Source organism: Stenotrophomonas sp. FR012, assembly GCF_047520565.2.
GTDB lineage: Bacteria > Pseudomonadota > Gammaproteobacteria > Xanthomonadales > Xanthomonadaceae > Stenotrophomonas > Stenotrophomonas sepilia.
In genome coordinates, this window is sequence record NZ_JAXBQL020000002.1 from 238,962 (window position 1) to 259,762 (window position 20,801).

Below are 20,801 nucleotides of genomic sequence, written 5' to 3' on the forward strand. Positions count from 1 at the left end.
GCCGATGGTGGAGGCCCGCTGGGAAGGACACTATCGGATTCGTACGAATCCGATAGTGCGTTTTTGTGGATCCACGCCATGCACGGATGCATGCCGCAGTGCCAACCAAGGTTGGCACCAACCCGGACGGTGGCAAGCTCCGGTAGATCCACGCCATGCGTGGATGCTGTTGGCGTGGACCTGGCTCGGCTCAGAAATCCATCGTCGCCGACAACAACACCGTTCTCGGCGCTCCCAGCGCCAGACTGGACAGCAACGGCATGCCCCAGTACGCCTTGTTGGTCACGTTGTTCACCGTGGCCCGCAGCGCAAGGGGCCACCCGGCTAGCGTGGTGCTGTAGCGCGCGCCCACGTCAAACAACGTCCGTCCCGGCACCGACAGGCGGTTGTCGGCACTGATGTACTGCTTCGACATCGCCGTGGCATTACCTGTCAGAGTCAGGCCTTCCAGCGCGGGCACATCCCACTCCACGCCCAGCTTGGCCTGACGCTGCGCAACCGCTGTGGCCATGCGGCCTTCATTCACGCCGCCAGCCGTGCGGGTCAGTTTCGGCTGCACATAGGCCACGCCACCGAGCAGGCGCACGCCGTCCAGTGGTGCTCCGAAGAAGCCCCATTCCACGCCCCGGTTCCGCTGTTCGCCGCCAAACGAGAAGATATTCGTGACCGGGTCGGTGTAGCTGCTGGGCCGCTTGATTTCATACAGGCTGAAAGTGTGCGCGAAGCGGCCCAGGTCCAGCTTCAGGCCCAGCTCCTTCTGCCTGGTGCGGAACGGTGCGAACACTTCACCGGCATTGGCAGCGGTCATCGGCGCGGTGGCGCCCTGGCTGAGGCCTTCGATGTAGTTGGTGTAGAGGGAGATCGTGTCGGTCGCCTTCACCAGCAGCGCCGCTGCCGGGGTGGTGGCGCTCTCGTCGTAGCGTGAGGTGCGTGCACCCGTGGCCACGTTGAAGGTCTCGCTGACCACCTGCTGGCGGCGCACACCCAGCGTCAGCTGCACACGTTCATCGGCAAAGGACAAGGTGTCGGCGAAGCCGATGCTGTCCAGCCGCAGTTCGGTATGCGAGATGTGCGGCGCTACGAACGGCGCGGCCGGGCCCCACACCGGGTTGTAGAGGTTGGTGGTCCAGTCCCAGCCGGGCACGCTGCGGCGGCCATAGTCGTTCTGAGTGTGCTGGTAGTGGGTCACATTGGCAGCCCACTGGTGGCCGACGCTGCCGGTACGGAAGCTGCCGCGCAGGCCGGCGTCACCGGATTGCTTCTTGATGTCGAACGCGAGCTGGCCGATCACGGTGGTGAAGTCACCCGCCGGGTTGAGGATCTGCGCGCTGATCGAGCCGTTGTAGCGGTAGTCGGTCCTGCTGGTGCCGTACGCAAGGTAGGCCATCAGGCTATCGTTGATGTCCAGTTCGCCGCGCAGCATCGCGCCCTTGTCCTGGCTGTCCACGTAGGCCCAGTCCGGGTTGATCAGCGTATCGCCACGCGGCGGCCGCGGAATGGCGACGCCGGGTGCCAGGCCGACGCCACGTGCGGGGCCATCAACACGGTCATCGGCGCTGTACAGATCGGCCGACAGCCGCGTACGTTCGCCGCGCCAGTCCAGTGCCAGCGAACCGAGCTGTACCTTCTTGCTCTGCTTGCCGACTGCGCCGTCACCATCACGGTAGGCACCGTTGAAGCGGATGCCGAACTGCCTGTCGGCGCCCAGGCGACGGCCCATATCCAGGTGGGTGCCGAACTGCGCGTCGGAGGCGAAGTTGGCACTGACCCGCAGCAACGGTTGATCGCCGGCACGCTTGGGGACCAGGTTGACGCTGCCACCGACCGAGCCGCCCGGCGGCATGCCGTTGAGCAGCGCAGACGGGCCTTTCAGCACCTCGATGCGTTCGAACATTTCCGGCGAAGTGCGGTAGTACGGCGCCATGCCGCTGAGGCCGTTGAAGGTGGTGTCGCTGGTGCTGGAGGCGAAGCCGCGGATCGCGTAGTTCTCGCTCCATGCGCCGGTGACGCCGTTGCTGAAGACGGTGGGGTCGGTGGCGGCGATGACGTCGGTCAGGTCCTTGGCCTGGCGGTCGCGGATGAAGGACTCGGTATAGCTGACCGTACTGAACGGCGTGTCCATGAAATCCTTGTCGCCGAGCAGGCCGATACGGCCGCCGGCGGCCACCTGACCGCCGGCATAGTCGCCGGTCACGCGGCGCTGTTCCTGTACCTGCACCGAGGGCAGGGTGGACGGCGCGGTTTCGGCCAGCGCGGCGCACGATGCCATCAGGCCAAGCGCGAGCGCCGATGCGCGGTAGCGCCGGGCCAGGCCGTGCAGATGCGCTTGGCCGCATGACGCGGCGGCAGCGCGGTTCTGCGGGGAAGAGGAGGGGTACGTGGTCATGCCAGGGTCCTGTGAATCTTGGGCGCGAGCGCGCCTGGCGCGCTGCCATCGGCAAGCACGGGAAGAGCGCGCAGCGCAGGGTTGTCGGCTGGGTGGGGACCTGGCGGGAAGTGAGCCTGGGGCTCGGTTCGGGCGGCGCCATGAGTGCGAACCAGACGCATTCCGAATTAGTTGAGTAAATTAAACTAAATAGACCGAAGCGGACAAGAGGGTCCCTTTGCTGGCACCCTCGGCAGGGTATGAACACGCACCGTATGAGCCCGCACCCCGATCCAACGGCGCCGACCCGTGGCCGCCCGCCCACCATCACCCACGAGCGCCTGGCCGACATCGGCATTCGCCTGGGCCTGCCCAACCTGACCATGGCCAACGTGGCCGCCGAACTGGCGGTGACCCAGGCCGCGCTGTACAAGCGCGTGGCGAACCTGGAGGCGCTGAAGCGGCTGGTGGCCCAGGCGGTGTTCCAGCGCTGGCAGATTCCGCGCGCCTCGGCCGATGCGGCGGGCGGCCTGCAGGGCTATCTGATGGTGTTCGTGGAATCGTTGTGCGAGGTGGTGAAGGCGCATCCCGGGCTGCCGCCGTACCTGCTGCGGCGCACGGTGGCGACCGCGCCGATGCTGGAGAAGATCGCCTCCCACCAGGCGCACGTGGCCGAAGTCTTCGGCCTGCCGATGGACAAGGCACGCTGGCTGCTGGCCACAATCGCGTTCTACTGCATCGCCGGCGCCGACACCATCTACGCGATTGCGGATGACGAAGAGGGCCAGGTGATCACCGAGTTCAAGCAGGGCATGCGGGCGCTGGTGATCGGGTCGTTGCAGATGCTGGATGCGGACGGCGCGCTGTAACGTCGAGCCAGGCCGGACAGCCCTCCGGGTGGGCACTTCATGCGCCCAGGGAGGACATCTGGAATTTGTCCTATGCATGGCCCAGAGCCGTACGTCTAGGCTGGGGGCTGGACCCCTCCAACATCTTCCGGAGCCCTCAATGCATGCCCCTTCCCGCGCGCCGTTGCCCCAGCGAGCGCTGCTGTGGCTGAAGAAGGAGGCCTTGCCGCTGCTGATGCTGCTGAGCCTGTTCCTGGCTGCACGCGACACCTTGGCCAATCACTACGTGGTGCCAACCGGTTCGATGCAGCCGACCCTGCAGCCGGGTGATCGTGTGGTTGTCGACATGCGGGCGCACGGCCTGCGCCTGCCTTTCACCGGGCTGAAGCTGATGGGCGACAACGTGCCGCAACGCGGGGAGGTGGTGGTGTTCGCTTCCCCGGCCGATGGCGTGCGCATGATCAAGCGCGTGGTCGCAGTAGCCGGGGACCGCGTGCGCTTGCAGGAGGGACGATTGACCATCAATGGCCAGCCTTTGCAGATGACTGCCATGACTGACGTGGAACGGTTCGGCAAGCGGCAGGCCCGACTGGATCTAACGCATGGCGGAGGCCCGGACATTGCCGATCTGCGGGTACCTGCCGGCAAGGTGCTGGTGCTGGGCGATCACCGTGGCAACAGCCTGGACGGCCGCTTCTTCGGCTGGGTCGATGCGGACCGGATCTACGGCCGCGCCGTGGCGGTGTACTTTCGCCGCGGTGAGGGCGTGGTCTGGCAGCGCCTGTAGTTGGGCCCGGTGAAGTGTCCGGGAGCGATGAGCGCTAGCCCTCGGGGGAATTGCCGTGTTCCCATCCACGCATGGCGTGGATCTACAATGCGGCCATGCCAGCTACGCCCACCCTTGAAGATCTGCGCCGCTATGCGGTGGCGCGCACCCTGTTCAAGCCGACCACGCTGCTGACCGCGATCCGGAAGCTGGGCTTCGTGCAGGCCGACCCGATCCGGGCACCGGCACGCGCGCAGGACCTGACCCTGCGGCACCGGGTGAAGGACTACCGCGCAGGTGATCTTGAACGTCGTTATGCGCGCCTGCCGGTGGAAGAGGACTGCCTGGTGAACTACGGCTTCCTGCCGCGCGAGCATCTGGCGTTGATGCACCCACGCGCGGCCAAGCGCGAGTGGGACGCCGAGACCCATCGCCGCGCTGCCGAGGTGCTGGCGTTCGTGCGCGAGCGCGGCAGTGTGCACCCCCGCGAGGTTGACCAGGCGTTTGCGCATGGCCGGGTGACCAACTACTGGGGCGGCACCAGCAATGCCAGCACGCACCTGCTGGACGGCATGCACTACCGCGGCCTGCTGCGCGTACAGCGGCGCGACAGTGGCACCCGCATCTATGCAGTGGCCGCGCATGCCGAGCCAGATGCCAGCGAACAAGCGCAGGTCGAGCGCGCGGCCGCGCTGATCGACCTGGTGGTGCGCAAGTACGCGCCGCTGCCATCGGCCAGCCTGACCTATCTGGTGCGCCTGCTGGGCTATGGTGCACCGCATCTGGCCGAGCAGACCCGCAAGGCACTGGCGCTGGCCAAGCAGCAGCTGGCCAGCTGCACGCTGGAGGGCACCACCTGGTACTGGCCGGCGGACGAGAATCCGCGTTCGCGCCGCTATGCACCGGACGAACAGGTGCGCCTGCTGGCGCCGTTCGACCCGGTGGTGTGGGACCGCCGTCGCTTCGAGCTGCTGTGGGGATGGGTGTACAAGTTCGAGGCCTACACGCCTGCACCGAAGCGCCAGTATGGCTACTACGCACTGCCGGTGTTGTGGCACGACCAGGTGGTGGGCTGGGCCAATCTCAGCGTGCGCGAGGGTGAGTTGGTGTCCAGCGTGGGCTATGCCGGCAAGTCGCTGGCCCGCGACAAGGTGTTTCGTGGCGCGCTTGAAGACGAACTGCAGCGCATGGCGGAGTTCCTGTAGCGCCAAGCGGCGCATGGGCGCCTATCGCTCCTGTCAGCCGCCAACCTTGGTTGGCGCTGGCTTCCACCGGTATCCACCAAGGTGGGCATCTACCGGTCAAGCGGCGTCCTTGCGCTCCGCATCCTCCATGCCGGGGCTGACGCGGCGGCCGATGTCCTTCAACCGTGCCAGCTGATCCACCATCGACGGTGCATCATCCAGGCTGCCGACGAACGTCCAAAGGTAGGTCATCACCGCGTACACATGGCCCGGGGTAACTCCGTCGGTGGTGGCAAGGCGGCCGATGGTCAGCGCGAACAATGCCGCAGCAGCCAGCCCGATCACCACATAGGCGCCGGCTTCGCGATCGGACAGCAGGATGCGCAGGCGCGACAGCGTGGTGTAGTGGCGGCGCAGTACCGAGGGGCTGACCCGGTCGACCAGGCGGATCTCGTGTTCCAGGCGGTTGTTCAGCCGGCCATGCAATTGCTCGTTGCGGCGTGCGAACGACGGCAGTACCAGCAGGGCCCCGAGCAGGGTGACCAGGCCAGCGGCACCGACCATCGGTTCGATCGCCAGCAGCATGGCCACCGCACCGAACATGGATGCCAGCGCGGTGGCGATGATCGGGACGTGCTTTTCAAAGAAGTCGACGAACTCGCGGGCCAGCACCACGCGTGCCGCCGAGGTGGACGTGGCCTGGCCCAGGCGGCGCTGTGCCTGCACCACGCTCACTGCCAGATCGGCATAGATGCGGGTGAAGGTGCGGGTATCGACCGCTCGACGGGCGGCGCCGACCAACCAGAACAACAGCACCACGCCGGCATAGGAAACGGCATGGCCGATGTTGCCGCTGATGATCGCGTCCACCGCGAAGCCGGCGAACAACGGATAGGCCAGCAGCAGGGTGTTCTCCAGCGCCACCAGCGAGAACGTGCCGGTGAGCTGCCAGGGATAGGTGCGCAGGATCGCCTTCAGAGTGGCGGCCGCACTCTGCTGGCCGATGCTGCCGGCGGCTGCCGCTGGATCGTTGGGGTGTTTCATGGGATGCCTGGGTGGGTCGGGGACAGGGCAGGGGACGGATGCCTGCCATCTCCCGGGTTGCGCCCAGTATCTGCGGCCCTTTGGAGCGGGCATGGAGGATCGATGGAGATTGCGTGGAGAAACCGGCGCCGTTCAGCGAAGCGAATGCCCATCAAAGGTGGGCCGCTACCAGGGCAGCGTCTGCCGCGTCCTCAACGACGCGCATGCACCGGCCAACGGAGCTCGAACGCGCTGCCGCCGCGTTCGGTCGGGCGGCACTGCGCCGTTCCGTGATGGGCCACGGCAATCGCCCGCACCACGGCCAGGCCTAGGCCGGAGCCTCCGCTTTGTCGCGATCGCGAGACATCGGTGCGCTGGAACGCCTCGAAGATGCTGTCGCGAAGCTCGTCGGGCACGCCGGGGCCGCCGTCTTCCACTGTCACGGTGCAATGGCCTTCGGCCAGCGTGACACGAACCCGCAGTGGGCAGGGGACGGCATGGCGTCGTGCGTTTTCCAGCAGCGCCAGCACCGCCTGGCGGATGCGGGCCGGATCGCAGTCCGCCAGTGACGGCCGTGCCTCCAGGGTCACCGAAAACCCGCTTTCGGCCAGTGCGTCGGACATTGCTTCCACCACCGCGGCCACCTGCACGCTGACGTCGCTGCGCTGCAGGCGCAGATCGAGGTGACCGCTCTCGGCCAGGCTGACCACGCGCAGGTCTTCGATGATGCGGGTGAGTCCTTCGAGCTGGGTGAGCATGCTGTTGAACTGCTCGGGGCCCGGCTCGAACACACCCTCGGCAATACCCTGCAGGCGGCCGCGCAGGATAGTCATCGGCGTGCGCAGTTCGTGCGCGATCGCCGCGTTCCAGAACACACGGTTCTCGGACATCCGGCTGAGCCGTTCGGCCATCGAGTTGAAATCACTGACCAGCGTGGCCGCTTCGGCCATCGTGGTGTTGCCGCCACGTGCACGCGCTTCCAGATCCCCGCTGGCCACCCGGCGCAGGCTCTCGGCCACCGAGTTCAACGGGGTGATGATGCGCCGGGTCAGGCGCGAGGCGACCAGCGTGGCGAAGATGACCACCACGGTGGCGGTCAAGCCGATCCACAGCCATTCCAGCCCGGACGGCATGATCGTTTCCGGCGCGTCGTACCAGCGCGGATAGAACACCTCCAGCAGGTAATAGAACAGATAGAAGCCACTGATCGAGAGCACCGTCGAACACAACGAGGCGACCGTGATGGAGAGGGTGATCTGGCGGCCGATGCTCTTGCCTTTGGGATTCATCGATCAGTCCAGGAAACGGTAGCCGACGCCACGGATGGTGGCGGGAATGCCGATCACGCCCACCTCTTCAAGCTTGCGCCGCAGCTTGCTGACGTGGCTGTCGACGGTACGTTCCTGCGCATCACCTTCGGGCAGGCAGGCATGCAGCAGGTCCGCGCGCGCATGCACCTGGCGCGGCGCGCGCGCCATATGCACCAGCAGCCGGAACTCGGTGAGGGTGACGCTCAGTGCGTGCACCTGCTCGCCGGTGCGCACCGTCACCTCGTGGCTGCGCAGATCGATCTCGAACGGCCCCTGGCGGATCAACCCGTTGGGTTCTTCGGCGGCGGTGGGGGCACTGCGGCGCAGCACGGCCTGGATGCGTGCAACGATCTCAGCGGGATTGAATGGTTTGGCCACGTAGTCGTCGGCACCCACGCGCAGGCCGGTCAGCCTGTCCACGTCCTGGTCGAGCGCGGTGAGCATGATCACTGGCGTGTTGCCGCGCCGCCGCAGTTCGCTTAATACCTGCCAACCATCGAGCCTGGGCATCTGCACGTCCAGCAGCACCAGGTCCGGGCGCAGCTGGCGATAGCTGGCGAGCGCCGCCTCGCCGTCGGCGGCGCGTGCGCTGCGCAGGCCGGAACGGGCCAGGTAGGCACCGAGGATATCGGCGATTTCGCCTTCATCTTCGGCAATCAGGACCAGGGGCGCGGGTCGGCTACGGAGTTCATGTCTCATTGCGTGCTGCGGGTTCGAGGGCAGGGCGGGAAGGGGCTGGGTCATCGGTGGCGCTCCATGGCCTGTGCTTCCTCGTTGGCTGCCCAGGCCAGTGTGGCCAGCACCAGCGTGCGCTGCAGGCTGGGTTCCACCGCAGCCGCGCCGCGCAGCTGCTGCTGCATCAGGGTGGACACCGCCGAGGGTAGCTTGCTCCAGCGCGAGGCCATGGGGGTGGCGTCCACCCGGGCCTGCAGCCGTGCAGCCATGCGCGCGATGGTGTGCAGGCGCACTGCCAGCAGGGCGGCCACCACGGTGGTGGCAAGGGCAAGCAGCAGATGCAGGTTGACGTTGGCGGCCGGGTGCGTTGCCGCCCAGACCGCCAGGCCGATCAAGGCCAGCGATGCGAGGGACCCGGTGCGGCAGGTGCGGCCGGGCCCATCACTGCCGAACCCCACCAGTGCGGCGGCCCCGAAGCCGGCCAGCAATGGCAGGCCCGGATACGGCGCGACCCACATCCACGTGCTGGTCGATGCCAGCACCAGTGCTATCAACCATGGCGAAGGCGCACACCATGCCAGGTAGGCACGGCGCACATCGATGGGTGGCAGGTCCGGGTAGGAAAGGGACACGGCAAACAGGCGGTCGGCGAGGCCGACGAGGCTAGCGACCGTTGATGGAGATTCGGTCGAGATTGTGTCGAGATTGCGTGGACGCGGAGCTATCGCGTTCAGGCGTGGCGCTGGTGCCTGAACGGCCGCGGCGCCTCCATGCAATCTCCACGGTGGCTCCAAGAAACGTCCATCAGTGTCTTCCAGACTGCGGCTCCGGCGGTCGCATTGGGTGACTGCCCGCAACCGGGCGTTTCGATGAGCAACCGCAGGACCTGGATGATTGGTGCCGCCGTGGCCACGTTGGCCGCCGGTGCTGGATGGTGGACGTTTGCAGGCGGCGATGATGCCGCGCTGATCACCGCGCCGGCAAGGGTGGCGGATCTGGAGAAGACCGTACAGGCGGTCGGCCGGGTCCATCCGAAGGAGCTGGTGGCGGTGGGCGCGCAGGTGTCCGGCCAGGTCAAGCGCCTTCATGTGGTGCTGGGCCAGCGCGTGCGGGCCGGCGATCTGATCGCCGAGGTCGATTCACAACCGCAGCGGATCGCGCTGCGAAGCGCCGAGGCAGCCACCAATACGCTGCGTGCCCAGCATGCGGCCAGCCTGGCGCGCTATGCGCAGGCCAGTCGTGCTTACCAGCGCCAGTCGCAGCTGGTGGCATCGCGCCTGGTGTCGCAGGAAGGCTTCGAAGCCGCGCGCGTGGCACGCGATGCGGCGCGTTCGGAGGTGGCCTCGTTGCAGGCGCAGATCGACCAGGCTGTGACCCAGGTCGAAACTGCACGGATCAATCTGGGCTATACCCGCATCGTCTCGCCCAGCGACGGCTACATCGTGGCCATCGTCACCAAGGCCGGGCAGACGTTGAACTCGATGCAGACCACGCCAACCATCGTGATGCTGGCGCAGATGGATACGATGACCGTGCGTGCCGAGATCGCCGAGGCGGATGTGGAACTGGTCGCACCCGGCCTGCCGTTGTGGTTCTCGACGCTGGGGCCGAGCGGGCGCCGTTATGAATCTCATCTGCAGCAGCTGGAGCCAGCGCCGACCTCGATTGCCGAGGCCGCTTCCGGCAATGCGGGCGGCTCTGCGCAGACGCCGAAAGCGGTGTACTACGCCGGGCTGTTCGATGTAGCCAATCCTGGCCTGAAGCTGAAGCCTTCGATGACGGTGAAAGTGACCCTGCAGCTGGCGCGGGTCGCCAACGCGCTGCAGGTGCCATTGACGGCACTGGCCGAGCCGGATGACAAGGATGGCAGCCGCGGCACCGTGCGCGTGGTCGATGCCAAGGGCCGCGCTGAGGAACGTGCGGTGACGACCGGCCTGCGCACCGCCACCGCCGTGCAGATCCTGTCTGGCCTGAAAGCGGGCGATAACGTGGTGGTTGGACAGGCGCCCAGCGGTGGCGACGCCGAACGCGCCAGCCTGCTGGGGATGTGAGCATGGCCCATGCACTGCTGGAACTGGAGGGCGTATCGCGCGCCTATCGCTCGGCCGCCGGCGAGGTGGTGGTGCTGAAGGAGGTCTCGCTGCGCATCAACGCCGGCGAGTTCATCGCCATCATTGGCCCCTCGGGTTCGGGCAAGTCCACGCTGATGAACATCCTGGGCTGCCTGGACCGGCCGACCGAGGGCAGCTATCGCGTGAACGGCGAGGCCACCGAACAGATGGCGCCGGACGCGCTGGCACGCCTGCGCCGTGAGCATTTCGGCTTCATCTTCCAGCGCTACAACCTGATGGAGAACCTGAGTGCCACCGAGAACGTAGCGCTGCCGGCAGTCTATGCGGGCGTGGACGCACAGACGCGCACTGCGCGCGCACGCACGCTGCTGGAAGCGCTGGGGCTGGGCGAACGCACCGGGAACCGGCCGGGTCAGCTGTCCGGTGGCCAGCAGCAGCGCGTGTCCATTGCCCGCTCGCTGATGAACGGCGGCGCGATCGTGCTGGCCGACGAGCCGACCGGTGCGCTCGATCACGCCAGTGGCCAGCAGGTGATGGCCGAGCTGAAGCGCCTGCACGCGCAGGGCCACACGGTGATCCTGGTGACGCATGATGCGGCGATCGCCGCCAACGCGGCGCGGGTGATCGAGATCGCCGACGGCCGGATGGTGGCCGACCGCGCCGAGCCGGGATTGCTGGCTGCGGCCGCAGGATGCGGGACCGAACGCGGCACGTCGCCGGTCGCCGAGCGCCGCGCACGCAGGGACGCGGTCCGCGAAGCGGCACGCATGGCCGCGCGTTCGATGCTGGCCCATCGCCTGCGCACGCTGTTGACCATGCTCGGCATCATCATCGGCGTGGCCGCGGTGGTGACCGTGGTTGCGCTGGGCAAGGGCGCACAAGCGCAGGTTGAATCCCAGATCAACGCGCTGGGCGCCAGCACCCTGGAGATCTTCCCGGGCGCAGATTTCGGTGACCCGCGCTCGGCGGAAGTCGAAACGCTGGTGGTGGCCGACGCGGACCATCTTGCGGCGTTGAGTTATGTGGACAGCGCCAGTCCGAACCTGACGGGATCGGTGGCGGCACTGCAGGGCAGCCGTCGTGCCAACACCCAGGTGCTGGGCGTAGGGGCCGACATGCCGCGCGTGCGGGGGCTGCGGCTGAAGGCCGGCCGCTTCTTCACCGACGCCGAAGTCGATGCGCACCGCGCAGTGGGCGTGGTCGACCAGAAGGCGGCGAAGGCGCTGTTCACTGGCAATCCCATCGGCAGCACGGTGCTGCTGGGTGGCATGCCGGTCGAGGTGATCGGCGCGGTCGGTCCCAATGCGTTCGCCGGTGGTGCAACCCCCACGGTCTACGTGCCGTACACCTCGGCGGCTTCCCGGCTGCTGGGCAGCCAACGCCTGGAGAGCATCACCGTGCGCGTACGCGACAACGTACCCACCAATGCCGCCGAAGCCTCGCTGGGCGCCGAGCTGGAGCGCCTGCATGGCCGTCGTGACTTCTTCATCTACAACGCCGACCAGATCCGCAAGGCGGTGATGAAGTCCAGCCAGACCCTGGCCGCGTTGGTTTCGGCGATCGCGGCGGTGGCGCTGGTGGTGGGCGGCGTAGGCGTGATGAACATCATGCTGGTGTCGGTGAAGGAGCGCGTGCGCGAGATTGGCGTGCGACTGGCGGTGGGGGCGCGGCAGAACGACATCCTGCGCCAGTTCCTGATCGAGGCGGTGCTGATCTGCCTGTTCGGCGGTGTGCTGGGGGTGTTGCTCGCGTTCGCTGTGGGTGCGCTGTCGAGCCTGTTGTCGCTGGGCGTGCCGTTCCTGTTCTCGCCGGGGCCGGTGCTCGCCGCACTGGCGTGCTCTTCGGCCATCGGGCTGGGCTTTGGCTACTTTCCGGCACGCACTGCCGCGCAGCTGGACCCGATCCAGGCATTGGCGGCGGAGTAGGGGCGCACCCGGTGACATCGTAGCCGCCATCACGGCCGGCGTTGCGGTAGAACGGCAGCAGCCACAGGTGGCTGATGCCGGGTTCACGGTGACCAGCCTGCTGCGCGGCAAGGCAGCGGTCGGTGAACCGGATGGCACCGCATCATTACGCGGCATCCACGGTCCTTGGATGCCTGGGCGCGCACACTGAACGCTCACCCGATGCGCCGAGGAGACTTCCCGCATGGCCCGTCGCAAGATGCTTCGCATTGCCACGTTCAACGTCAACGGCATCGGCACACGCCTGCCGCAGCTGTTAGACTGGCTGCACAGGGAATCGCCGGATGTGGTTGCCCTGCAGGAACTGAAGGCGACCGACGCCGCGTTTCCGGCTTCGGCATTGGAAGAGGCTGGCTACGGCGCGCTCTGGCAGGGCGAGGCGCGGTGGAACGGCGTGGCGCTGCTGGCACGAGGGACCACGCCGGTTGAGAGCCGCCGCCGATTGCCGGGCGAGCCCAAGGACACCCAGAGCCGCTACCTGGAAGCGGCGGCGCATGGCATTGTGGTGGGTGCACTCTACCTGCCCAACGGCAACCCGCAGCCCGGGCCCAGGTTCGACTACAAGCTGCGCTGGATGGAGCGCCTGATCCGGCATGCGCGCAGCCTGGTCGAGCAGCCGCACCCTGCGCTGCTGCTGGGTGATTTCAACGTGATTCCCACCGACGCCGACGTCTACGACCCCAAGGCCTGGCGCCGCGATGCGCTGTTCCAGCCAGAGGTGCGCGAGGCCTTTGAACGACTGCTGGCGCAGGGCTGGACCGATGCGGTGCGGAAGGTGCACGGCGACGCCACGATCTACACCTTCTGGGACTATTTCCGCCAGCATGCCGAGCGCGACCGTGGGTTACGCATCGATCATCTGCTGTTGAACCCCATACTGGCGGGGCGACTGAAGGACGCTGGCGTCGACCGCTGGGTACGCCTGCAGGAAAAGGCCAGCGACCACGCGCCGGCCTGGGTGACGGTAAGCGCGTGATCAACGCGCGGCTGGGTCCTCGCGTCGCTCGCGGCGTACCCGTGCGCGGGTGCGGTACAGGCGGCTGTCCGCTTTCTGGATGGTGTCGGCCACCGGCTCGCCGGGCGTGTTGATGGCCGCACCCATCGAGAACGCGCTGGGCGCGAGCGCGGCGTGGTCCTGGTACCAATGCTCCAGTTCGCTCAACCGGCCGTCCGCAGGCGCGACCAGTACCACCATGAATTCGTCGCCGCCCAGTCGCACCACCGTCTCATCTTTGCCCAGTGGTGAGCGCAGGAACGTGGCGAACTCGACCAGGACGGCGTCGCCACGCCGGTGGCCCTGGGTGTCGTTGATGTGCTTGAAGTGGTCCAGGTCGAACATCACGCATGCCCAGCGCTCGTCAATGAGTTCATCCAGCCGGTGCAGGTAGCGCCGGTTGTAGCACTGGGTGAGGGGATCCTTGAAGGACATTTCGCGCAGCTGCTGCTCCTGCATCCGCAGCGCGGTGACGTCCTGAGCATGTCCCAGCACGTAGGGCGGGCTGGCTTCGTTGTCGAGCACGTTGTGATACGCCCAGTAGTGGCGCGTTCCGTCCGCGGCGATCAGCTCGATCACACCAGCGTCGGTGTGGTTTGCCTGGATCCGAGCGAGGTAGGCATTGAAGCCCGCGCGTTTTTCCGGCGGCATCAGGTCACACAGGCTGCGCCCGATCATCTGGCTTTCTTCGAAACCCAGCGATTGCACGGCCGCCGGATTCACCGAGGTCAATGTTCCGTCCAGCGTGTGGGTGCAGATCAGGCCCAGGCTGTAGTGGAACAATCGGCGGTAACGGGTTTCGCTCGCTTCCAGCGCGTCCAGCGCGGCTCGTTCGTCCGTGATGTCCTGGATCGCCCCGACCAGGCGCGGGTGGCCGTCGACCTGTTGCCGGCTGCCGACCACGCGGGTCCAGATCGCGCGCCCGTCGGCCGTGGTCATCGGCAGCTGCACTTCCCAGGACGTGCCTTCGTCGATGCAACGCTGCACTGCTGCCCGGATGATGTTGCGGCTGTCTTCGCGATAGAACGACAGCGCGGTGTCGAGCGTCGGTTCAAAGTTGCCGCGCACGCCGTGCAACTGCTTGGTCTCGCGGGTCCAGCGCACTTCGTTGGTGACCAGGTCCATCTCCCAGCCGCCCACCCGGGCGGCGCGGTTGGTGCGCTCCAGGAAGTCCTCACTGCGTTTGAGCTCACGATGCAGCGCCTTGGCCTGGCCCACCTGCGCCATCAGCATGCTGCGCTGCTCCAGTACCTGGGTGGTGACCCGGGCAAGGTGCACCATCAGCTCGCGCTGGGACGGAGACAGCACGCCGGGCATCGGATCGAGCAGGCACAGCGTGCCGATACGTGCCCCGTGCGCTGAGCCCAGAGGGATGCCAGCGTAGTGACGGATGCGCGGCCCGCCCGTCACCAGTGGATTGGTGGAAAAACGCGGATCCTGGCGTGCATCGGGTATCTCGAACAGCTCGTCGTGGCGGATCGCATGCGTGCAGAAGGAGATCTCGCGGGCCGTTTCGGTGACGCCCTCCAGCCCGATATTGGCCTTGAACCACTGCCGGTCTTCGGCCACCACGCTGATCAGTCCCATGGTCATGCCGGTCGCGGCGCGGGCGGCGGCGACAATGGCATCGAACACCGGCTCCGGGGGCGTATCCAACAGGTGCAGTCGTTCGATTTCGAGCAGTCGTTCGGCTTCGTCCATGGCGCTTTTCAGGGCTGGGTGGCGAGGGCGGTTGCGGCGGCTGTCTGAGACCACGGTAATGCATGCGGCGTTATGTATCGCCATGGCAGGGTGATGCTGGCGTGACGCATCGCGGTCAGAGTTTGCGGGGCCCGCGCGAGGGCCGCACTGAAACGTGACGGTGGTGGCGAACATGCCAGCGCCAGGGGAAGTCCACCGCGCGGGTGATGCCGATGCGGGGCCCGATCACCGGATCTGCCGGAGGCGGCACGCCATCGCTGGCGATGACAAGGCCGTGGCTGCCTGTCACCAGATCGGCGCCGTCGAAACTGCGGTCCAGCCCGAAGGCCTGCGAGAGCTTGCCGGGGCCGCTGGCCAGATCGTGGTCGCGGCGTGCGGCGGGACGCCGCGCCCGCATCTGGTCCAGCCCCTCGAGAGGTTCGATGGCGCGAAGCAGTACGGCGACGCCTTCGCCGATCTCTCCGCAGACAACGTTGCTGCCCCAGTGCATACCGTACGTGAAGTAGACATAGAGGTGGCCCGCCTCACCGAACATGCTGACCGTGCGCGGCGTTGCCCCGCGATAAGAGTGCGCGGCCGGATCGTCGCTGCCGGCATAGGCTTCAACCTCGACGATGCGGCCGACGCGACCATCGTTGCGCACCAGCAGCTTGTTGAGCAGCTCCGGCGCAACGTCGGTCGATGGACGCCGGTAGAAGCGGCGCGGCAGGATCTGCAGGGAGGCGGGCAACCAATCCGGCACGGTGGTGGCAGGCTCGGGAGAAAGACTGTGGCACTGTGGCATCGATCAGGTGAAACGGGCGCAGACGCCGGGTCATTGCGGCGCAGGCGGTGCGGCCAATGCAGCGCGCCGGGCGGCATACACCTCCGGCGTCTGCGGCTTGATGAACAGTGCCACCAGCTCCGGATACTCGCGCTTCACCGCCGTTTCGATGCGGGTGATGCAGGCTTCGATCTGCGGGGTCTGCCGGTCATCCTCGAACTCGGCGCTGAGCATGGCCACCACCTGTTCCGGGCCCATCTGCATGGTGGTCACCCCGTTCGCGCGACGCAGGTCCGGATCGGTTTCGGCCACCGCCATGATCCGCTCGGCTACTGCCGGATGTGCAGGCTCTCCGACCAGCAGGCCCTTGGTTTCACGGGCCAGGAGGAAGGCGGTTGCGGCCAGCACGCCGGCGATGCAAAGGGAGGCGACCCCATCAAGCACCGGCATGTCCAGCACCTGCGCGGCCACCAGCCCGATCAACGCGAAGCCCAGCCCGAGCAATGCAGCGCTGTCTTCCAGCAGTACGGTGAAGGTGGAAGGATCCTTGCTGCGGCGGAAGGCTTCGAAGTAGCCAAGCTTGCCTTTGGTACGCCGGAACTCGCGCAGCGCCACCCACCAGGAAGCACCCTCGAACAGGATGGAAATGCCCAGCACGCTGTAGCTCAACGCATGGTTGGTGGCCGGCTCCGGCCGGCGGATGTGCTGGATGCCCTCGTACGCCGAGACGCCGGCGCCAGCAGCGAACACCAGCAGGGCGACGATGAAGCTCCAGAAGTACAGCTCGCGGCCATAGCCGAAGGGATGCACCGGGTCCGGCGCCTTGCCGGCACGGCGCAGCCCGTACAGCAGCAGCAGTTCATTCAATGTGTCGACCAGCGAATGCACGCCCTCACTGAGCATGGCCGAGCTGCCGGAGATGCCGGCAGCGACGAACTTGGCGATGGCAATGGCGAGGTTACCCGCGAGGGCGGCATAGATGACCAGACGGGAACCGGTGGGAGCGGACATTTCGGCGGCGGGGCGGGGCGGACGCCTGATCTTCCCGATCAGCGCGTGCCCATTGCGTGCACGGCGCGATCAGTGCCCCTTGGGATTGAGGTACAAACGCGCCCCATCCGATTCACGGTAGCCCGTCCAGCGCCCACCGCCTGACGCGCGGAAGCGCCCGAACACGGTGTTGCTGGTGTCGGTAAGCAGCAGCTGATTGCCCGACAGTACCCAACGGTTGGCCGAGAAGAAGCCATCCGGGCAGCCGGCGGGCACGTAAGCACTGTAGCCGCCGAACCACTCGATACTCTTCAGCTCGATGGAGCAGGTGTTGCCGTTCTCCTGGCCCAGTGTCCAGCTGCCGAACAGATCGCTGTCGCGCACATCGCGGCCGCCACGGTGGCGGTCGTGGCCCCAGTCGTCGTTGTCGTCGTGGAAACCGAAGCCCACGTCGATCTCTTTGCTTTCGCTGCGTGACCCGGACTGCGAGCTGCCGCTGGTGGTGGCCTGGGTGGTCACCGCGCCACTGCTCTGGGTTTGGGTGCTGCTGGATTGCGTGGTCTGGTCGGTGTGGGTGGTCTGTTCGCCGAAGCCGAACGAGGCGTCCTGAGCCAGGGCGGGCAGGGCCAGGCAGCACAACGCGGACAGGCAGGTACGGGCGAGCACGGCAGCCATTGCAGCATCCTCGGGCGGGTGAACCGCGCGAGTATCGAACCGGTGGGGCGGGAGACGGTGTGAGGGTGTGCGCTGGCGCAGCCCAGCGAAGGGTAGTGCCGGCCGCTGGCCGGCTCCCACTTGGCGCCCAGAAACCGAAGGAATGCCGGCCAGCGGCCGGCACTTCCCGCAGCCAGGCATCGCCTGGCGCTACTGATCCGGCTTCACCCTTGCCACCCGTTTCCGGTACTCATACACGTTGTCACCGCGGATACGCTTGTCCTCGGTGCCGGTGATCCGGCCGACCTGCTGGTCCGAGCCGGTGACCGGTTTGGCCTCGATCTCGGTCTCATGTTCGAAGGAGTGCGATTTGTCGGTGTTGCGGTAATAGCGGTACAGCGCCCAGTACAGCGCGGTTGCGCCGGCTGGACCTGCCGCCAACAGCCAGAGGCCACTGTCGTCGCTCATGTCGATGCCACCAGGAAGGCAATTGCGAGGGCTTCAATGACGGTGCCGGTGGCCAGGGCCGCCAGCAGCATCTTCCATTGCTGCACGGGCACGCTGCCCATGGTTTCGCCGGTACGGCCGTTCACCGCGATGTAGTGCAGCATGCCGCCGTTCTTGCCGGGCTGGTGGTAGGAGTACAACCACACCGGCAGGTACATCGAAACCCAACGAGTGCCATGCACCTCCAGCTGTTCCTGTTCCCAACGCACGCCACGGTTGTAGCGCCTCACCGAACCTTCCACCTGCGCGCGGGCGATCGACAGCAGCTGGTCTTCCAGCCGCGGCCGCAGCTTCTCCACGTCGAGGTTGCGCTTCTCAGAGGTGAAGCCGGCCAGGTATGAGGCGTTCCATTTCACCGCGTTCTTGGTGTCGAACGGCAGGATGGTGTTGATGATGTTGTTGGTGTTGGCGCGGGTATCCAGATTGCCGCGCTCGGCCGAGGATTCCAGGGGCAGGTCATCAACCGTGAAATCCACCTGGCGTTCGACCTGGTAGACATCTGCGTCGTACAGGGTGCGCTTGTTCTTCTCGCTGCCGACCGTGTATTGCCGGGTCTGGATCTCGCCCTTGCCGGCCACGGCCGCGCTGACATTGCTGTCCACGATCATGTAGGGCAGGAACACGCCCACCACGTTTTCCGGGGTGAACTGCTCCTTGAACGCCTTCAGCGCGAACATGCGGCGTTTGTCGACGAACTGGCGGATGCGCGCGACCGCATCGTCCTTCTTGATGTGGAAGGGCAGCACCGCATCGGGCACCGCACCATTGCTGATCTGTTCGTTGACGCCGAAGACGTGGCGGCACCAGTGGCAGCGCGCCGTCATCGTACTTTCGGTATTGACCGTGACTTCGGCACCGCAGCCCGTGCACTTGAACGTCATCAGCGCCGAGGTGTCGGCGTCGATGTCACGCGCGCCGGAGGCGATGACCGTACCGCGCAGCTGGTCGATGGCCTCGCCCAGCCCGAATTCCTCCTCGACGCGCGCGCCATGCCATTCGTGACGGCAGTACAGGCAGACGAGGATATCGGTGCCGGCCTTGGGCCGGATGTCGGTGGCGCCGCACTTCGGGCAGCGGTTAAGGCCGTCCTTCAGCTCGCTGGCTGAGGTATCGATGGCTACAGGATCGGGCGCTTCCACTTCATCGCGGATGGCCTGGGGCAGCTTCGAGGTGTCCAGCGGGAAGCTGCCGGGCAGGGGAGGGACGTCCTGCGGCGAACCGGGCCCATCCAACGACGCCGCCGGCAAGGGCGGCGGCGTCGCGGGCGCGGATCCGGGCAGCGGCGGTGGGCCGTTTCGGGGATCGGACATGTTCGTTGTGCGTCCTGCTGTTACAGGCCCAGTGCCTTTGCTTTCAGGGCGTCGTAGTCGCCTTGGGTGATCAGGCCCAGGTCCAGCATTTCCTTGGCCTTCTTCAGCTTGGCCACCGGATCGTCGGCAGCCGGCGTGACCGGCTGCTGCATGCCGCCGACACCGAACATGCCCGAGGCCATGCCGACACCGACCAGGCCAGCCGCACCACCGTTCTCGCCGGCCGACTGGATGCCCTGGGCGACGCTCGCCTGCAGGTTGGAATTACCGCGCGAGCCGGACAGCGCATCTGCGCGCTGGACGGTCTTCAGCAGTTCGCGGGTGTTGGCGTCGTACTCGATCGAGACAATGGCGGTCTTGACGATGGCCAGGCCGCGATCGGACTTCCAATGGTAGCCCTGCTCGACGGCGGCCGACAGGCTCTGTGCAAAGCCCAGCGAGTCCTGCTGCAACTTGGTGATGCGGTTGCCCTTGCCCGGATCGTTCGTGTACAGGCTGAAGGCCGGTGCCAGCGAACCGACCACTTCACTGAACAGCTGGCTGGCGGCGGCGTTGTCCAGGTCGGTGAAGTCGAACACCTGGCCCGGCTGCAGGTAGCTGGCCGGCACGAAGTTCTTCACGAACAGGATCGGGTCGACGATCTTCAGCGTGTACGAGCCGCGCGTGACCGCGCCCACCTGGGTATTGAGGAAGCCATCGTCCCAGTAGATTTCCGATTGGGTACCGAAGCGGTTGTCCGGCAGCTCCTTCAGCGAGACGAAATAAGCCGCCTGCTGCGAACCGGGCTGGCCGCCGAACTTGAAGCGTTCCCAGCTCTGCTTGATGAAGGTGCTGACCAGACCGTCGCCGGCGAAGATCGACTGCGAGTTGGGATCGTCCGAACGCCACTCGTAGCCGCCCGGTTCGGCGACGAACGCGGTGATCGCGCCGTCCTGGAACAGCAGCAGGCCGTAGCCCTCCGGCACGATGATCTTCGAGCCGTTGGTGATGATGTTGGACGAGCCACTGGTGTTGGAGCCGCGGCCGGCGTTGGGGCCGCGCGGCACCGCGGCGAACAGGGCCGCCGTCGAGGGCAGGCCTGTGGGCACGGTGTAGAAGTCCTTCCACTGGTCGGCCAGCACACCACCGACTGCACCCTTCACCGCCTGTACCAGACCCATGTCCAACTCCCTGTGATTCGAGGGCAGGCACCATGCCTGCCGAGCTGGACTGACTATAGAGGAGCGGCATGGGCCGCCGCCACCGCCGCGCGCGCCTCCCATTCATCATGGCGAGACGGCGGCAGCAGGCGATCAGGCCATGCCGCGCGCGATCAGGGCATAGCCGATCATCATCGCCAGGCACAGTGGCAAGGTGACGAAGGAGGCGATCATCCAGCGCAGGGCCTTGCGCGAAGCCTCGGTGGCCGCGCCGATCTGGCCGCTGGCGACCAGTGACGTGCTGCGGTTGGCGTAGACGGTGGCGACGATGCCGAACGGCCAGAAGCCGGCGATGATGCTCAGGATGGCCCACATCAGGTAGTTCCTGGGGGGCACGGGTGGCGGGGTGCGGTCCATGCGGTCGATCTCCTTGATCATGCTGCGGCCGGGAGCGCGAGTATGCCGACAGGCCAATCGCAGCGGAAGGCATGCCACCCGTGCGTGGTGCGCAATCTTCTGCTGGTCGAATGGTCATT

General features: G+C 66.7%; 19 protein-coding genes. 6 read left to right on the forward strand and 13 right to left on the reverse strand.

All coding sequences use genetic code 11. From position 1 onward, the window contains the following. Window positions 1-190: 190 nt before the first annotated feature. The gene (locus tag ACM0O9_RS05175) at window positions 191-2,386 is read right to left on the reverse strand and encodes a TonB-dependent receptor (protein ID WP_235649646.1); all 2,196 of its coding nucleotides are present in this window, start codon (window positions 2,384-2,386) and stop codon (window positions 191-193) included. Between the two features lie 254 nt (window positions 2,387-2,640). On the opposite strand from ACM0O9_RS05175, the gene ACM0O9_RS05180 reads away from it, so the two are divergent. From ACM0O9_RS05180 to ACM0O9_RS05190, 3 genes are all read left to right on the forward strand, one after another. Continuing rightward, window positions 2,641-3,234: a TetR/AcrR family transcriptional regulator gene (locus ACM0O9_RS05180; RefSeq protein WP_235649645.1), complete on the forward strand. Its 594-nt coding sequence runs from the start codon at window positions 2,641-2,643 to the stop codon at window positions 3,232-3,234. Between the two features lie 139 nt (window positions 3,235-3,373). Beyond that, window positions 3,374-4,000 (forward strand): signal peptidase I, encoded by a 627-nt coding sequence (gene lepB, locus ACM0O9_RS05185; protein WP_065186452.1) that lies wholly within the window; start codon window positions 3,374-3,376, stop codon window positions 3,998-4,000. Window positions 4,001-4,071: 71 nt separating this feature from the next. Further along, entirely contained in the window at window positions 4,072-5,184 is a 1,113-nt protein-coding gene (locus ACM0O9_RS05190) for a DNA glycosylase AlkZ-like family protein (protein ID WP_235649644.1), read from the forward strand. A gap of 96 nt (window positions 5,185-5,280) precedes the next feature. On the opposite strand, the gene ACM0O9_RS05195 is transcribed toward ACM0O9_RS05190, so the two are convergent. The 4 genes from ACM0O9_RS05195 to ACM0O9_RS05210 form a co-directional block, all read right to left on the reverse strand. Further along, window positions 5,281-6,207 (reverse strand): ABC transporter six-transmembrane domain-containing protein, encoded by a 927-nt coding sequence (locus ACM0O9_RS05195; protein ID WP_065177752.1) that lies wholly within the window; start codon window positions 6,205-6,207, stop codon window positions 5,281-5,283. Window positions 6,208-6,398: 191 nt separating this feature from the next. Further along, window positions 6,399-7,475 carry an ATP-binding protein gene (locus ACM0O9_RS05200; protein ID WP_005416672.1) on the reverse strand — a complete coding sequence of 359 codons (1,077 nt, stop codon included), beginning with the start codon at window positions 7,473-7,475 and terminating at the stop codon, window positions 6,399-6,401. 3 nt (window positions 7,476-7,478) lie between these two features. Beyond that, window positions 7,479-8,195 carry a response regulator gene (locus ACM0O9_RS05205; protein WP_235649643.1) on the reverse strand — a complete coding sequence of 239 codons (717 nt, stop codon included), beginning with the start codon at window positions 8,193-8,195 and terminating at the stop codon, window positions 7,479-7,481. Window positions 8,196-8,236: 41 nt separating this feature from the next. Continuing rightward, complete coding sequence (locus tag ACM0O9_RS05210) at window positions 8,237-8,803, reverse strand: hypothetical protein (protein ID WP_235649642.1); 567 nt, start codon at window positions 8,801-8,803, stop codon at window positions 8,237-8,239. Between the two features lie 237 nt (window positions 8,804-9,040). On the opposite strand from ACM0O9_RS05210, the gene ACM0O9_RS05215 reads away from it, so the two are divergent. The 3 genes from ACM0O9_RS05215 to xth all read left to right on the forward strand — a co-directional run bounded on the left by ACM0O9_RS05215 (window position 9,041) and on the right by xth (window position 13,183). Further along, complete coding sequence (locus tag ACM0O9_RS05215; RefSeq protein ID WP_235649641.1) at window positions 9,041-10,222, forward strand: efflux RND transporter periplasmic adaptor subunit; 1,182 nt, start codon at window positions 9,041-9,043, stop codon at window positions 10,220-10,222. Between the two features lie 2 nt (window positions 10,223-10,224). Further along, window positions 10,225-12,168: a MacB family efflux pump subunit gene (locus ACM0O9_RS05220; protein ID WP_065186447.1), complete on the forward strand. Its 1,944-nt coding sequence runs from the start codon at window positions 10,225-10,227 to the stop codon at window positions 12,166-12,168. A gap of 223 nt (window positions 12,169-12,391) precedes the next feature. After that, window positions 12,392-13,183 (forward strand): exodeoxyribonuclease III, encoded by a 792-nt coding sequence (gene xth, locus ACM0O9_RS05225; protein WP_095377540.1) that lies wholly within the window; start codon window positions 12,392-12,394, stop codon window positions 13,181-13,183. Here xth and ACM0O9_RS05230 read toward each other — a convergent pair whose 3' ends face one another. The 8 genes from ACM0O9_RS05230 to ACM0O9_RS05265 form a co-directional block, all read right to left on the reverse strand. Beyond that, entirely contained in the window at window positions 13,184-14,902 is a 1,719-nt protein-coding gene (locus tag ACM0O9_RS05230; protein ID WP_414603767.1) for a sensor domain-containing diguanylate cyclase, read from the reverse strand. It lies immediately after the preceding gene. Between the two features lie 115 nt (window positions 14,903-15,017). Further along, a complete protein-coding gene (locus tag ACM0O9_RS05235) occupies window positions 15,018-15,644 on the reverse strand; it encodes a DNA-3-methyladenine glycosylase (protein ID WP_235649639.1) in 627 nt (208 codons plus the stop codon). Window positions 15,645-15,716: 72 nt separating this feature from the next. Continuing rightward, complete coding sequence (locus ACM0O9_RS05240; RefSeq protein ID WP_235649638.1) at window positions 15,717-16,676, reverse strand: cation diffusion facilitator family transporter; 960 nt, start codon at window positions 16,674-16,676, stop codon at window positions 15,717-15,719. 69 nt (window positions 16,677-16,745) lie between these two features. Next, on the reverse strand, window positions 16,746-17,330 hold the full coding sequence (locus ACM0O9_RS05245) for an AprI/Inh family metalloprotease inhibitor (RefSeq protein ID WP_005416662.1): 585 nt from the start codon (window positions 17,328-17,330) through the stop codon (window positions 16,746-16,748). 189 nt (window positions 17,331-17,519) lie between these two features. Continuing rightward, window positions 17,520-17,777: a hypothetical protein gene (locus ACM0O9_RS05250; RefSeq protein WP_005416661.1), complete on the reverse strand. Its 258-nt coding sequence runs from the start codon at window positions 17,775-17,777 to the stop codon at window positions 17,520-17,522. Then, the gene (locus ACM0O9_RS05255; protein WP_032954186.1) at window positions 17,774-19,126 is read right to left on the reverse strand and encodes a membrane protein; all 1,353 of its coding nucleotides are present in this window, start codon (window positions 19,124-19,126) and stop codon (window positions 17,774-17,776) included. The genes ACM0O9_RS05250 and ACM0O9_RS05255 overlap by 4 nt, the downstream gene beginning before the upstream one ends. A gap of 20 nt (window positions 19,127-19,146) precedes the next feature. Further along, complete coding sequence (locus ACM0O9_RS05260) at window positions 19,147-20,286, reverse strand: SPFH domain-containing protein (RefSeq protein WP_495495878.1); 1,140 nt, start codon at window positions 20,284-20,286, stop codon at window positions 19,147-19,149. A 132-nt stretch (window positions 20,287-20,418) separates the two neighbouring features. Beyond that, window positions 20,419-20,682 (reverse strand): CD225/dispanin family protein, encoded by a 264-nt coding sequence (locus ACM0O9_RS05265; RefSeq protein ID WP_235652623.1) that lies wholly within the window; start codon window positions 20,680-20,682, stop codon window positions 20,419-20,421. Window positions 20,683-20,801 lie beyond the last annotated feature (119 nt).

Coding starts and splice junctions, on each gene's coding strand:
- ACM0O9_RS05175 (WP_235649646.1), bottom strand. CDS start 2,386: ATGACCACGTACCCCTCCTCTTCCCCGCAGAACCGCGCTGCCGCCGCG.
- ACM0O9_RS05180 (WP_235649645.1), top strand. CDS start 2,641: ATGAGCCCGCACCCCGATCCAACGGCGCCGACCCGTGGCCGCCCGCCC.
- lepB (WP_065186452.1), top strand. CDS start 3,374: ATGCATGCCCCTTCCCGCGCGCCGTTGCCCCAGCGAGCGCTGCTGTGG.
- ACM0O9_RS05190 (WP_235649644.1), top strand. CDS start 4,072: ATGGCGTGGATCTACAATGCGGCCATGCCAGCTACGCCCACCCTTGAA.
- ACM0O9_RS05195 (WP_065177752.1), bottom strand. CDS start 6,207: ATGAAACACCCCAACGATCCAGCGGCAGCCGCCGGCAGCATCGGCCAG.
- ACM0O9_RS05200 (WP_005416672.1), bottom strand. CDS start 7,475: ATGAATCCCAAAGGCAAGAGCATCGGCCGCCAGATCACCCTCTCCATC.
- ACM0O9_RS05205 (WP_235649643.1), bottom strand. CDS start 8,195: ATGAGACATGAACTCCGTAGCCGACCCGCGCCCCTGGTCCTGATTGCC.
- ACM0O9_RS05215 (WP_235649641.1), top strand. CDS start 9,041: ATGAGCAACCGCAGGACCTGGATGATTGGTGCCGCCGTGGCCACGTTG.
- ACM0O9_RS05220 (WP_065186447.1), top strand. CDS start 10,225: ATGGCCCATGCACTGCTGGAACTGGAGGGCGTATCGCGCGCCTATCGC.
- xth (WP_095377540.1), top strand. CDS start 12,392: ATGGCCCGTCGCAAGATGCTTCGCATTGCCACGTTCAACGTCAACGGC.
- ACM0O9_RS05230 (WP_414603767.1), bottom strand. CDS start 14,902: ATGGACGAAGCCGAACGACTGCTCGAAATCGAACGACTGCACCTGTTG.
- ACM0O9_RS05240 (WP_235649638.1), bottom strand. CDS start 16,676: ATGTCCGCTCCCACCGGTTCCCGTCTGGTCATCTATGCCGCCCTCGCG.
- ACM0O9_RS05245 (WP_005416662.1), bottom strand. CDS start 17,330: ATGGCTGCCGTGCTCGCCCGTACCTGCCTGTCCGCGTTGTGCTGCCTG.
- ACM0O9_RS05250 (WP_005416661.1), bottom strand. CDS start 17,777: ATGAGCGACGACAGTGGCCTCTGGCTGTTGGCGGCAGGTCCAGCCGGC.
- ACM0O9_RS05255 (WP_032954186.1), bottom strand. CDS start 19,126: ATGTCCGATCCCCGAAACGGCCCACCGCCGCTGCCCGGATCCGCGCCC.
- ACM0O9_RS05260 (WP_495495878.1), bottom strand. CDS start 20,286: ATGGGTCTGGTACAGGCGGTGAAGGGTGCAGTCGGTGGTGTGCTGGCC.
- ACM0O9_RS05265 (WP_235652623.1), bottom strand. CDS start 20,682: ATGGACCGCACCCCGCCACCCGTGCCCCCCAGGAACTACCTGATGTGG.